We start from the raw sequence: 12,607 nt of genomic DNA, 5'->3' as shown, positions 1-12,607 counted from the left end.
CGAATCAGTGGATCGCTCTCAATTACTCAGTAGCGCACGCAGCAACATCACAGGCCTGGGCCGTGGTCAGTTGGGCGTTCCGTTGTTGTTGCTGATCATGCTGGCAATGATGATGTTGCCCATGCCGCCGTTCCTGCTGGACGTACTTTTCACGTTCAACATTGCACTGTCCATCGTCGTGCTGCTGGTCTGCGTATACGCCCTGCGGCCGCTGGATTTTTCTGTGTTTCCGACCATTCTGCTGGTCGCCACGTTGCTGCGTCTGGCGCTGAACGTGGCTTCCACCCGGGTGGTGATGCTTCACGGCCAGGACGGCCACGCCGCGGCGGGCAAGGTGATTCAGGCCTTCGGTGAAGTGGTGATCGGTGGCAACTACGTCGTCGGTATCGTGGTGTTCGCGATTCTGATGATCATCAACTTCGTGGTTATCACCAAGGGTGCCGGCCGTATTTCCGAGGTAAGCGCGCGCTTCACCCTCGACGCGATGCCCGGCAAACAGATGGCGATCGACGCCGATCTCAACGCCGGTCTTATCGACCAGCCGGAAGCCAAGCGCCGTCGTGCCGAAGTGGCCCAGGAAGCCGAGTTCTACGGGTCCATGGACGGTGCCAGCAAGTTTGTACGCGGTGACGCGATTGCCGGCCTGCTGATTCTGTTCATCAACCTGATCGGCGGCATGCTGGTCGGTATCTTTCAGCACAACATGACCTTCGCCGATGCGGGTCGCGTTTACACCCTGTTGACCATCGGTGACGGTTTGGTGGCGCAATTGCCATCACTGCTGCTGTCCACCGCTGCCGCGATCATGGTGACCCGTGCTTCCGGTTCTGAAGAGATGGGCAAGCTGATCAATCGCCAGATGTTTGCCTCGCCCAAGGCGCTGGCTGTATCTGCCGCCATCATGATCGTGATGGGTCTGGTGCCAGGCATGCCGCATTTCTCCTTCATCGGCCTTGGCCTGGTGGCCGCAGGTGGTGCTTACCTGCTGTGGAAGAAAGACAACCAGGTGAAGGTCGAGGCGCTGGCCGAAGTGCAGCGTCAACAGGACCTGCTGCCGTCACCGACCCGCGTTCAAGACTCCAAGGAGCTGGGCTGGGATGACGTCACCCCCATCGATATCATCGGCCTGGAAGTAGGTTACCGCCTGATTCCGCTGGTGGATCGCAATCAGGGTGGTCAGTTGCTGGCGCGTATCAAGGGTGTGCGCAAGAAGCTCTCGCAAGAGCTCGGTTTTCTGATGCCCACCGTGCACATTCGCGACAACCTTGATCTGGCGCCAAGCGCCTATCGTCTGACACTGATGGGCGTGATTCTGGCCGAGGCCGAGATCTACCCGGATCGCGAGCTGGCGATCAACCCCGGTCAAGTGTTCGGCACCCTTAACGGCATCACCGCCAGAGATCCGGCGTTTGGTCTGGAAGCCGTGTGGATCGAAATAAGCCAGCGCAGTCAGGCTCAGTCGCTGGGGTACACGGTGGTCGATGCCAGTACTGTAGTGGCGACTCACTTGAACCAGATTCTCTACAAGCATTCGCATGAGCTGATCGGCCACGAGGAAGTCCAGCAATTGATGCAATTGCTGGCCAAAAGCTCGCCCAAGCTGGCTGAAGAGCTGGTACCTGGCGTGCTGTCGCTGTCCTCGCTGCTCAACGTGCTGCAAGCGCTGCTGGCTGAACACGTACCTGTCCGTGATATTCGCAGCATTGCAGAGGCTATCGCCAACAACGCCGGGAAGAGTCAAGATACCGCCGCTTTGGTGGCCGCGGTGCGCGTTGGTCTGAGTCGCGCAATCGTCCAAAGCATTGTAGGCGTTGAGCCGGAGCTGCCTGTTATCACTCTGGAACCAAGGTTGGAACAGATATTGCTCAATAGTTTGCAGAAGGCTGGTCAGGGTCAGGAAGAAGGCGTTCTTCTTGAGCCAAGCATGGCTGAGAAGCTCCAGCGTTCGTTGATCGAGGCCGCCCAGCGTCAGGAGATGCAAGGGTTGCCGGTAATTCTTCTGGTAGCAGGGCCTGTCCGGGCGATGCTGTCACGATTTGGACGATTGGCTGTACCGAACATGCATGTTCTGGCGTACCAGGAAATTCCGGACAACAAGCAAGTAACCATCGTAGCGACTGTCGGGCCAAACGGCTGAGGTAGTGAGTCATGCAAGTTAAGCGATTTTTCGCCGCCGATATGCGTCAAGCCATGAAGCTGGTTCGCGATGAGCTGGGCGCTGAAGCGGCCATCATCGGTAACCGGCGCATTGCCGGTGGCGTAGAGCTGACTGCTGCTCTGGATTACAAGCTGTCCGCCCTGGCACCGCGTGTGCCGAACATGGAACTGGAAGACGAGCTGCGCAAGACTCAGTCGCGCATCGTCTCCGCCCAGGCCGAATTGAACAACCGCAGCGACAGCGACGCATCGATCAACCTGCAGCTGTTTTCCGGCAAGCCGGCCAACCCTGCCGATACGCACATTGAGCCGACGCTCGAAGAGCCGCCGCGTCCATTCGCGTACGCACCGGCACAGGCCGCCGAGCCTGCCATTGGCCAGCGCGCCTATGACTCGATGCGCTCCGAATTGAACGGCCTGCGTGAGTTGCTGGAAGTCCAGCTCGGCTCGCTGGCCTGGAACCAGCTGCAGGGCAGTCGTCCGCAGCAAGCCAACCTTTGGCGCCGCCTGCAACGTGTCGGCCTGTCCGGCCCGCTGTCACGCGACCTGCTGTCGATGATTCCGGAGATTGACGAGCCTCGTCAGGCCTGGCGCATGCTGCTGGCGCACCTGGCCCGCATGATCGCCGTACCCGAAGTCGAGCCGCTCGAAGAGGGCGGCGTGATTGCAATGGTCGGTCCTGCCGGAATGGGCAAGACCACCACCCTGGCCAAACTGGCAGCACGTTACGTGCTGAAGTACGGCCCGCAGAATATCGCACTGGTCAGCATGGACAGTTTCCGTATCGGCGCGCAGGAGCAGCTCAAGACCCTTGGGCGCATCCTCAACGTACCGGTCACCCATATCGATCCTGGCCAGTCTCTGGTTCAGGCGCTGGAACCGCTGTTGCGCAAACGCGTGGTACTGATTGACACCGCCGGCCTGCAAGCCAGTGATCCTGCGCTGCGCATGCAGCTGGAAAGCCTCGCGGGTCGCGGCATCAAGTCGCGCAACTATCTGGTACTGGCAACCACCAGCCAGAAGCAGGTGCTGACAGCCGCGTATCACAGTTACAAACGTTGTGGCCTGGCCGGATGCATTCTGACCAAGCTTGATGAAACTGCCAGCCTTGGTGAAGTCCTGAGCCTGGCGATCAGTCACGAACTACCTGTGGCCTACCTCACGGACGGACCACGTATTCCTGATGACCTGCATACTCCGCGTCGTCATCAGTTGGTAAGCCGCGCTGTGAGTGTGCAGATGCAGGACGAGCCTAGCGAAGAAGCAATGGCTGATATGTTTGCTGACCTCTATCACACCCCTGGCAAGAGAGTGGGTTAAGTGATGGATATTATTGGAATGTCCCTGCGTCAACGGTCTGCCATACAGTGTTCATTTGCGAACGTGCAGCCCTCGATGTGGTTTCGGTCTACGCAAGACAAGGTAAAGAAATAACATGGGCAGCATGCATCCCGTACAGGTTATCGCGGTGACCGGTGGCAAAGGTGGCGTCGGTAAGACTAACGTGTCAGTGAACCTTTCACTGGCCCTCGCCGAGCTTGGCCGTCGCGTCATGCTGCTGGACGCCGATCTGGGTCTGGCCAATGTCGACGTGCTGCTTGGGTTGACGCCCAAACGCACGCTTGCCGATGTCATGGAGGGGCGTTGTGAGTTGCGCGACGTGCTGTTGCAGGGGCCGGGCGGGGTTCGAATCGTACCCGCCGCTTCCGGCACCCAGAGCATGGTGCATCTGTCGCCCGCCCAGCATGCGGGCTTGATCCAGGCGTTCAGTGAGATTGGCGACAACCTCGATGTGCTGGTGATCGACACAGCCGCCGGTATCGGTGAGTCGGTGGTCAGCTTCGTGCGCGCCGCTCAGGAAGTGCTGCTGGTGGTGTGCGATGAGCCCACGTCGATCACCGATGCCTACGCCCTGATCAAACTGCTCAACCGCGATTACGGCATGAACCGCTTCCGGGTGCTGGCCAACATGGCACAGAGCCCGCAGGAAGGGCGCAACCTGTTCGCCAAACTGACCAAAGTGACGGATCGTTTTCTCGATGTTGCTCTGCAGTATGTAGGTGCCGTGCCGTACGACGAGTGCGTACGCAAGGCGGTACAGAAACAGCGCGCTGTTTACGAAGCATTCCCGCGTTCCAAATGTGCACTGGCCTTCAAGGCCATTGCCCAGAAGGTTGATACCTGGCCGTTGCCAGCCAATCCGCGGGGTCATCTCGAGTTCTTCGTTGAGCGACTCGTTCACCAGACCAGTGCAGGGCCTGTGCAATGACTGCGAGCGGCTACCAGATGTACAGCAAGACTTCCCGTAATTCACAGTACGAGTTGATCGAGCGCTATGCGCCACTGGTCAAGCGTATCGCTTATCATCTGCTGGCGCGCTTGCCGGCCAGCGTGCAGGTCGAGGATCTGATCCAGGCCGGCATGATCGGCCTGCTTGAAGTCTCCACCAAGTATGATTCCACCAAGGGTGCGAGTTTCGAGACCTATGCTGGCATTCGCATCCGTGGTGCGATGCTCGATGAAGTGCGCAAGGGTGACTGGGCGCCACGCTCGGTACACCGCAATACGCGCATGGTCAGCGACGCAATTCGGTCAATTGAAGCTAAAACCGGCCGTGACGCTAAAGATCACGAGGTTGCGGCCGAACTCCAGTTGAGTCTCGATGATTACTACGGGATTTTGAATGACACCTTGGGCAGCCGCCTCTTCAGTTTCGACGACCTGCTGCAGGACGGCGATCATGAAGGGCTGCACGAGGATGGCGCAAGCGGATCGCTTGAGCCGTCGCGCGACCTGGAAGACGAGCGTTTCCAGGCTGCGTTGGCCGATGCAATTGCCAATCTGCCAGAGCGCGAGCGTCTGGTGTTGGCGCTGTACTACGACGAAGAGCTGAACCTCAAGGAAATCGGAGAGGTTCTTGGGGTCAGCGAATCTCGGGTCAGTCAGTTACACAGCCAGTGCGCAGCTCGTTTGCGAGGGCGTTTGGGGGAGTGGCGAGCGCGTTGACAGGCAATGTGCGGTCCTTGGCCGCACGTTGGCTGCAAGCCGGCTGTGCAGAGCGTTACGTGGTAACAGGATGGACTCGTCAGAAGCCTGTCAGGCATTGCCTTGATGGGCTTGTTTCTCAGGTCCTTGCCTGTTGTTGTGCCAAGCCCGTCGTCGTTTCGTACAGCCGGAGGTGTGCTGTGCCAGTATTGAGTGAACAGCGTGTTCAGGTGCTGAACGCGTTAAAGACTGCTTGGAGGTCGAATTGGACAAGAACATGAAAATCCTCATCGTTGATGACTTCTCAACGATGCGGCGGATCATCAAGAACCTTTTGCGTGATCTGGGGTTTACCAACACATCGGAAGCGGATGATGGTCTGACCGCATTGCCGATGCTGCAGAGCGGTGCCTTTGACTTTCTGGTGACGGACTGGAACATGCCTGGCATGTCCGGTATCGATCTGCTGCGCGAAGTCCGCAAGGACGAACGCCTCAAGAGCCTTCCCGTGCTGATGGTCACTGCCGAAGCCAAGCGTGAGCAGATCATTGAAGCTGCCCAGGCTGGGGTGAACGGCTATGTAGTCAAGCCATTCACTGCCCAAGCCCTGAAAGACAAGATCGACAAGATCTTTGAACGCGTCAATAGCTGATGCAAGCCGCGAGGGCGCTATGGATAACAATGATTCGATGGCCGACTTTGAGTCGACCTTAAAGAGACACGCGCAGGAACTTGTCACCAGCCTTGAAAAGGGTCGTTTCGGTGACGCTGTGCAACTGATTCACGAACTCAACCAGACACGCGACCGCGGCCTTTATCAGGAAGTGGGCAAGCTGACTCGTGAGCTGCACAGTGCAATCGTAAACTTTCACATCGATCCGCACATGCCTCAAGCCGAGGAAGTGTCGCAGATCACGGATGCTACCGAGCGCCTGTCGTATGTGGTGAGGCTGACCGAGAATGCGGCCAACCGCACCATGGACCTGGTGGAGGAGAGTACGCCGGTCATGAACGGCCTGAGTTCCGACGCCAAGGCGTTGAGCGACGACTGGGGACGTTTCATGCGCCGCGAAATCGGTGCCGAAGAGTTCCGCGAGCTGGCCAAGCGGGTCGATGGTTTTCTGACGCGCACCGAGAAGGAAACCCATCAGGTTTCCGCGCATCTCAACGACATTCTGCTCGCCCAGGATTACCAGGACCTTACCGGTCAGGTTATCAAGCGAGTGACGCAACTGGTCACTGAAGTCGAGAGCAATCTGCTCAAACTGGTGCTCATGGCCAGTCATGTCGATCGCTTTGCAGGCATCGAACATGACGAACAATCCATCCTCGATGAAAAAGATCCTAAAAAACATCTCGCTCAGGGTGAAGGTCCGCAGATTCATGCCGATAAACGTGAAGACGTCGTATCCGGACAGGATGATGTAGACGATCTGCTATCGAGCCTCGGCTTCTAAGGTCTGTTGACGGTTAATTTTAGGGAGCACCCCATGAGCTTCGGCGCCGATGAAGAAATCCTTCAGGATTTTCTGGTAGAGGCCGGCGAAATTCTGGAGCAGTTGTCAGAGCAATTGGTCGAGCTGGAAAGCCGACCGGATGATGCTGATCTGCTCAATGCAATTTTTCGCGGTTTTCACACTGTAAAAGGGGGCGCCGGCTTCCTCCAGCTCCATGAGCTGGTGGAGTGCTGCCACATCGCCGAAAACGTGTTCGACATCCTGCGTAAGGGTGAACGTCGCGTCGATTCCGAATTGATGGACGTGGTCCTGGAAGCATTGGACACCGTCAACAGCATGTTCGGTCAGGTACGTGAACGGACTGATGTAACTCCGGCGACGCCAGAACTGCTGGCCGCGCTGGCGCGTCTGGCCGAGCCACAATCCGCCGATGAAGTAGCGGCTCCTGAACCTGAGCCGGTGGTTGAAGTCCAGGCTGCTGCTGCGGTTGCGGAGCCAGCCGCTGGCGACGAGATTACCGATGATGAATTCGAGCAGTTGCTCGATTCGCTGCACGGCTCAAACCCGGTATCTGCAGCGCCTGCAACGGCGCCAGCAGCGGTTGCGGCTGCGCCGGCGGGTGATGAAATCACCGATCAGGAATTCGAATCCCTGCTTGATCAGTTGCATGGCAAGGGCAAGTTTGCGGCTGACGCTGCTCCTGCTCCGGCACGTGCACCTGTGGCGCAGGGCAGTGCAGCGCCTGCCGGTGATGAAATCACCGACGACGAATTCGAAGCGTTGCTCGATCAACTACACGGCAAAGGCTCGTTTGATGGCGCCGTAGCGGCTCCGGTAGCTGCTGCACCTGTAGCCGTTGCGGCCAAGGCACCCGCTGCTGCTTCGGACGAAATCACCGATCACGAATTCGAAAGCCTGCTCGACGAATTGCATGGCAAGGGCAAGTTCGAGCCTGAGGCGATCGTTGCCAAGGCGCCTGCTCCGACCGCAGCGGCTGCTCCGCCACCTCCTGTAGCCAAGCCTGCTCCGGCGCCTGCTGCTAAAGCCGAGCCGGCCAAACCCGCGGCGGCTCCGGTCCCTGCGCGCACTCCTGCGCCTACCGGCGAAAAGCCGGTGGCGACAGAAGCCGAAACCACGGTTCGTGTCGATACCGCCCGACTGGACGAGATCATGAACATGGTCGGCGAGCTGGTGCTGGTGCGTAACCGTCTGGTGCGCCTGGGTCTCAACAACGGCGATGAAGCCATGTCCAAGGCAGTTTCCAACCTGGATGTGGTGACTGCCGATCTGCAGACTGCGGTGATGAAAACCCGCATGCAGCCGATCAAGAAAGTCTTCGGCCGCTTCCCGCGTCTGGTCCGTGACCTGGCTCGCCAGCTCAAGAAAGAGATCAACCTGGAACTGGTCGGTGAAGAGACCGACCTTGACAAGAACCTCGTAGAGGCGCTTGCCGATCCACTGGTCCACTTGGTGCGTAACGCAGTCGACCACGGTATCGAAACGCCGGAAGAGCGCGAAGCCACGGGCAAGTCCCGCGGCGGTCGTGTGATCCTTTCGGCAGAGCAGGAAGGCGACCATATCCTGCTGTCGATTTCCGATGACGGCAAGGGCATGGACCCTAACGTACTGCGCTCCATTGCAGTGAAGCGCGGCGTCATGGACAAGGATGCAGCCGATCGGTTGAGTGACACCGATTGCTACAACCTGATCTTCGCGCCGGGCTTCTCGACCAAGACCGAGATTTCCGATGTGTCGGGTCGCGGTGTGGGCATGGACGTGGTCAAGACCAAGATCTCCCAGCTCAACGGCTCGATCAACATCTACTCGACCAAGGGCCAGGGTTCGAAGATCGTCATCAAGGTGCCGTTGACCTTGGCGATCATGCCGACCCTGATGGTGATGCTGGGCAACCAGGCTTTCGCTTTCCCGCTGGTCAACGTCAACGAAATCTTCCACCTGAACCTGTCGACTACCAACGTGGTTGATGGCCAGGAAGTGGTGATCGTACGTGACAAGGCCTTGCCGCTGTTCTACCTCAAGCGCTGGCTGGTCAGTTCGGCGGCTCACGAGGAGCAGCGCGAAGGGCACGTGGTAATCCTCACGGTCGGCACTCAGCGCATCGGCTTTGTCGTCGATCAACTGGTCGGTCAGGAAGAAGTGGTCATCAAACCGCTGGGCAAGATGCTGCAAGGTACGCCGGGTATGTCGGGCGCCACCATCACCGGTGACGGTCGCATCGCCTTGATTCTCGATGTACCCAGCATGCTCAAGCGTTACGCCGCACGGCGTATCTGAACCCGGGGTCGCGGGCAGCCTGGCTGCCTGCGGCACCTATTGGAGTGTTTATGGCAGTCAAGGTCCTGGTGGTGGATGATTCCGGTTTTTTCCGCCGCCGCGTTACGGAAATTCTTTCTTCGGACCCCAACATTGTAGTGGTCGGCACCGCCACCAACGGCAAGGAAGCGATTGAGCAGGCGCTGGCGCTCAAGCCGGATGTCATCACCATGGACTACGAAATGCCGATGATGGATGGCATTACGGCAGTTCGCCATATCATGCAGCGTATCCCCACCCCGGTATTGATGTTCTCGTCGCTGACGCACGAAGGTGCGCGCGTGACGCTGGATGCTCTAGACGCCGGTGCGGTGGATTTTCTGCCCAAGAATTTCGAAGATATCTCGCGCAACCCGCAGAAGGTCAAGCAACTGCTGTGCGAGAAAATCAACAGCATCTCACGCAGCAATCGTCGTTCCAGCGGGTTCGGTTCAGCCAGTGCAACTCCGGCAGCACCGGCTCCGTCGACGTTGACCAGCCGCGCTTCTGCGCCAGCCCCGGCACCCGCCAGGGCGGTGCCGTCACGCACGGCAACACCTGCTGCCGCTTCGGCCGCCCCGGCCCATCATGCACCGGCGCACCCGACGACGTCAGGCACGGCCAAGCGTAAGGCCTACAAACTGGTGGCCATAGGCACGTCAACGGGCGGCCCGGTCGCACTGCAACGCGTACTGACCCAACTGCCAGCCAACTTTCCGGCACCACTGGTGCTGATTCAGCACATGCCTGCGGCGTTTACCAAGGCGTTTGCCGAGCGTCTCGACAAACTGTGCAAGATCAGCGTCAAGGAAGCAGAAGACGGCGACGTGCTGCGTCCTGGTCTGGCGCTGCTGGCACCGGGTGGCAAGCAGATGATGGTTGACGGACGCGGCACGGTGAAGATTCTGCCGGGCGACGAGCGCCTCAATTACAAGCCTTGCGTCGACATCACCTTCGGCTCTGCCGCCAAGTCCTACGGCGATAAAGTGCTTTCGGTGGTCTTGACCGGCATGGGCGCCGACGGCCGCGAGGGCGCGCGTTTGCTCAAGCAGGCTGGCAGTACCGTGTGGGCTCAGGATGAAGCGAGCTGCGTGATTTATGGCATGCCGATGGCCATCGTCAAGGCTGAACTCGCGGATGCGATCTACAGTCTCGACGACATCGGTCGGCACCTGGTAGAGGCCTGTCTCTGATGGATGTACTGAGCCTTATCGGTCTGATCCTGGCGTTTGTCGCAATCATTGGTGGTAATTTTCTCGAAGGCGGGCACCTCGGTGCCTTGCTCAATGGTCCGGCGGCGCTGATCGTGTTGGGCGGTACACTCGGTGCTTCGCTGTTGCAGTCGCCGATGAACGCGTTCATGCGTGCCATGAAAATTATCCACTGGATCATTTTTCCGCCACGTATCGATCTGCCTGGCGGTGTCGATCGAGTGATCGGCTGGAGCATGACCGCTCGCAAAGAGGGCTTGCTGGGTCTGGAAACCGTAGCTGATTCCGAGCCCGACGGTTATTCGCGCAAGGGCCTGCAACTGTTGGTCGACGGTGCAGAACCCGCCGCGATTCGCAGCATTCTTGAAGTGGATTTCATCACGCAGGAAACCCGCGATATTCAGGCTGCGAAAGTATTCGAAAGCATGGGCGGCTACGCGCCGACCGTGGGTATCATCGGCGCAGTCATGGGCCTGATCCATGTCATGGGCAACCTGGCTGATCCCAGCCAGCTGGGCAGTGGTATTGCGGTGGCCTTCGTCGCCACCATCTACGGCGTGGCCATGGCCAACCTGATCCTTTTGCCAGTGGCGAACAAACTCAAGGCCATTGCCCACCGTCAGGCGCGTTACCGCGAAATGTTGCTTGAAGGTCTTTTGTCCATCGCCGAGGGTGAAAACCCGCGCTCCATCGAACTCAAGCTGCAAGGCTTCATGGAGTAACAACGCATGGCTCGCCGTCGTCAGGTCGAAGAACATGAAAATCACGAACGCTGGCTGGTGTCGTATGCCGACTTCATTACCTTGCTGTTCGCGTTTTTCGTGGTGATGTACTCGATTTCCTCGGTCAACGAAGGCAAGTACAAGATCCTGTCCCAGGCATTGGTTGGCGTATTCAACGACACTGAACGCACCATGAAGCCGATCCCCATCGGTGAGCAGCGCCCGGTCTCGGTCAAGCCTGCCGAGCCCCTGGTCAAGGACAGCGAGCAGACTGACGCCGGTATAGGTCAGGCGTCCGATGACCCGTTGCAGACCATTGCCCAGGACGTGCGCGATGCGTTCGGTGACCTGATCAAGTCCGATCAGATGACGGTGCGTGGCAACGAACTGTGGATCGAGATCGAGCTCAACTCCAGCATGCTTTTCGGCAGCGGCGATGCGATGCCCAGCGACAAGGCGTTCACCATCATCGAAAAGGTCGCCGGAATCGTCAAACGCTTCGACAACCCGATCCATGTCGAGGGCTTTACCGACGACCAGCCGATCAGCACTGCACAATTCCCGACCAACTGGGAGCTGTCTTCGGCACGTTCTGCCAGCATTGTGCGCATGTTGGCCATGGACGGCGTCAATCCGGCGCGACTCGCTTCGGTGGGCTACGGTGAATTTCAGCCGATCGTTCCCAACACCAGCACGGCCGGACGCGCCAAGAACCGCCGTGTAGTGCTGGTTATCTCGCGCAATCTGGACGTTCGCCGCAGCCTGACCAGCGCTGGATCGGCCAATGTGCAGCCTGATGCTGCATTGCGGCGTGCTGGCACACAAACTGCACCGGTGCCAGCAAAGCCGCCGGTACGCGCGAACGCCGTCAATTCTCCGTCACCCGCCCCCTAAACATCGTATCGGTATGGTCGTCGCTGTACGCAAGGAAAACAATTAATGAGAGTCTGGGCAGTAGCCAACCAGAAAGGTGGAGTCGGAAAGACCACCACGACCATTGCCCTGGCCGGTTTGCTGGCCGACTCAGGTAAGCGCGTGGTTGTGGTCGATCTGGACCCTCACGGCTCCATGACCAGTTATTTCGGGCATAACCCGGACGAGCTGGAACACAGCGCTTTCGATCTGTTTCTGCATAAAGGTGCTGTACCGGACGGTCTTCCCGGCCAGTTGTTGCTGCCTACCAGCGATAAACGCATCTCGTTGATCCCCTCCAGCACCGCGCTTGCCACGCTGGAGCGCCAGTCACCCGGCCAGAGCGGCCTGGGTCTGGTTGTCGCGAAAAGCCTGGCTCAGTTGTGGCAGGATTTTGACTATGCGTTGATCGACAGTCCGCCGCTGCTGGGCGTTCTCATGGTCAATGCACTGGCGGCCAGCCAGCAACTGGCGATTCCGGTGCAGACCGAGTTTTTGGCCGTGAAAGGTCTGGAGCGCATGGTCAATACGCTGACCATGATCAATCGTTCGCGTAAGGTGCCGTTGCCTTACACCATCGTGCCGACCTTGTTCGACCGCCGTACCCAGGCATCGATGGGCACCTTGAAACTGTTGCGCGACAGCTTCCCCGAGCATGTCTGGCAAGCCTACGTGCCGGTCGATACACGACTGCGCGATGCCAGCCGTCTGGGGCTTACGCCGTCGCAGAACGACAGCAAGAGTCGCGGTGTGATCGCTTACCGGGCATTGCTCAAGCATATGCTCGCCGAGCAGCTCAATGCGCAGGTGGCCTGACGTGAACGTCTACTCTTTCTGCATTGTTTGCTCA

Annotated in this window: 11 protein-coding genes; all 11 read left to right on the top strand. The window is 58.8% G+C overall.

All coding sequences use genetic code 11. The features are described 5' to 3' along the window. Positions 1–7 precede the first annotated feature (7 nt). The 11 genes from flhA to V476_RS02245 all read left to right on the top strand — a co-directional run bounded on the left by flhA (position 8) and on the right by V476_RS02245 (position 12,573). Positions 8–2,137, top strand: a complete 2,130-nt coding sequence (gene flhA, locus V476_RS02295; protein ID WP_003343980.1) for a flagellar biosynthesis protein FlhA — start codon at positions 8–10, stop codon at positions 2,135–2,137. 11 nt (positions 2,138–2,148) lie between these two features. After that, positions 2,149–3,477, top strand: coding sequence for a flagellar biosynthesis GTPase FlhF (gene flhF / locus V476_RS02290; protein ID WP_003422173.1), 1,329 nt, complete (start codon positions 2,149–2,151; stop codon positions 3,475–3,477). Positions 3,478–3,592: 115 nt separating this feature from the next. After that, positions 3,593–4,426: a flagellar synthesis regulator FleN gene (gene fleN, locus V476_RS02285; protein ID WP_003343974.1), complete on the top strand. Its 834-nt coding sequence runs from the start codon at positions 3,593–3,595 to the stop codon at positions 4,424–4,426. Beyond that, entirely contained in the window at positions 4,423–5,163 is a 741-nt protein-coding gene (fliA, locus tag V476_RS02280; RefSeq protein WP_003316826.1) for an RNA polymerase sigma factor FliA, read from the top strand. Before fleN ends, fliA begins: the two co-directional genes overlap by 4 nt. A 256-nt stretch (positions 5,164–5,419) precedes the next feature. Beyond that, entirely contained in the window at positions 5,420–5,794 is a 375-nt protein-coding gene (locus tag V476_RS02275; protein WP_161420660.1) for a chemotaxis response regulator CheY, read from the top strand. 19 nt (positions 5,795–5,813) lie between these two features. Continuing rightward, positions 5,814–6,599: a protein phosphatase CheZ gene (locus V476_RS02270; RefSeq protein WP_003316828.1), complete on the top strand. Its 786-nt coding sequence runs from the start codon at positions 5,814–5,816 to the stop codon at positions 6,597–6,599. Between the two features lie 33 nt (positions 6,600–6,632). Further along, on the top strand, positions 6,633–8,894 hold the full coding sequence (locus V476_RS02265) for a chemotaxis protein CheA (protein WP_024961251.1): 2,262 nt from the start codon (positions 6,633–6,635) through the stop codon (positions 8,892–8,894). A 50-nt stretch (positions 8,895–8,944) separates the two neighbouring features. After that, positions 8,945–10,105 carry a protein-glutamate methylesterase/protein-glutamine glutaminase gene (locus tag V476_RS02260; protein ID WP_003391381.1) on the top strand — a complete coding sequence of 387 codons (1,161 nt, stop codon included), beginning with the start codon at positions 8,945–8,947 and terminating at the stop codon, positions 10,103–10,105. Then, entirely contained in the window at positions 10,105–10,845 is a 741-nt protein-coding gene (locus V476_RS02255) for a flagellar motor protein (protein ID WP_003316831.1), read from the top strand. Before V476_RS02260 ends, V476_RS02255 begins: the two co-directional genes overlap by 1 nt. Before the next feature lie 6 nt (positions 10,846–10,851). After that, positions 10,852–11,739, top strand: coding sequence for a flagellar motor protein MotD (gene motD, locus V476_RS02250; RefSeq protein ID WP_003316832.1), 888 nt, complete (start codon positions 10,852–10,854; stop codon positions 11,737–11,739). A 45-nt stretch (positions 11,740–11,784) separates the two neighbouring features. After that, positions 11,785–12,573 (top strand): ParA family protein, encoded by a 789-nt coding sequence (locus tag V476_RS02245; RefSeq protein WP_003316833.1) that lies wholly within the window; start codon positions 11,785–11,787, stop codon positions 12,571–12,573. The last annotated feature ends 34 nt before the right edge of the window (positions 12,574–12,607 follow it).

It is taken from the genome of Pseudomonas syringae KCTC 12500, from assembly GCF_000507185.2.
Classification (GTDB): Bacteria; Pseudomonadota; Gammaproteobacteria; order Pseudomonadales; family Pseudomonadaceae; genus Aquipseudomonas; species Aquipseudomonas syringae.
This window is presented reverse-complemented; position numbering and strand designations above follow the sequence as displayed.

What these genes read in the sequence shown, in the direction of transcription:
- flhF (WP_003422173.1), top strand. Translation starts at nt 2,149, where the DNA reads ATGCAAGTTAAGCGATTTTTCGCCGCCGATATGCGTCAAGCCATGAAG.
- fleN (WP_003343974.1), top strand. Translation starts at nt 3,593, where the DNA reads ATGGGCAGCATGCATCCCGTACAGGTTATCGCGGTGACCGGTGGCAAA.
- fliA (WP_003316826.1), top strand. Translation starts at nt 4,423, where the DNA reads ATGACTGCGAGCGGCTACCAGATGTACAGCAAGACTTCCCGTAATTCA.
- V476_RS02275 (WP_161420660.1), top strand. Translation starts at nt 5,420, where the DNA reads ATGAAAATCCTCATCGTTGATGACTTCTCAACGATGCGGCGGATCATC.
- V476_RS02270 (WP_003316828.1), top strand. Translation starts at nt 5,814, where the DNA reads ATGGATAACAATGATTCGATGGCCGACTTTGAGTCGACCTTAAAGAGA.
- V476_RS02265 (WP_024961251.1), top strand. Translation starts at nt 6,633, where the DNA reads ATGAGCTTCGGCGCCGATGAAGAAATCCTTCAGGATTTTCTGGTAGAG.
- V476_RS02260 (WP_003391381.1), top strand. Translation starts at nt 8,945, where the DNA reads ATGGCAGTCAAGGTCCTGGTGGTGGATGATTCCGGTTTTTTCCGCCGC.
- V476_RS02255 (WP_003316831.1), top strand. Translation starts at nt 10,105, where the DNA reads ATGGATGTACTGAGCCTTATCGGTCTGATCCTGGCGTTTGTCGCAATC.
- motD (WP_003316832.1), top strand. Translation starts at nt 10,852, where the DNA reads ATGGCTCGCCGTCGTCAGGTCGAAGAACATGAAAATCACGAACGCTGG.
- V476_RS02245 (WP_003316833.1), top strand. Translation starts at nt 11,785, where the DNA reads ATGAGAGTCTGGGCAGTAGCCAACCAGAAAGGTGGAGTCGGAAAGACC.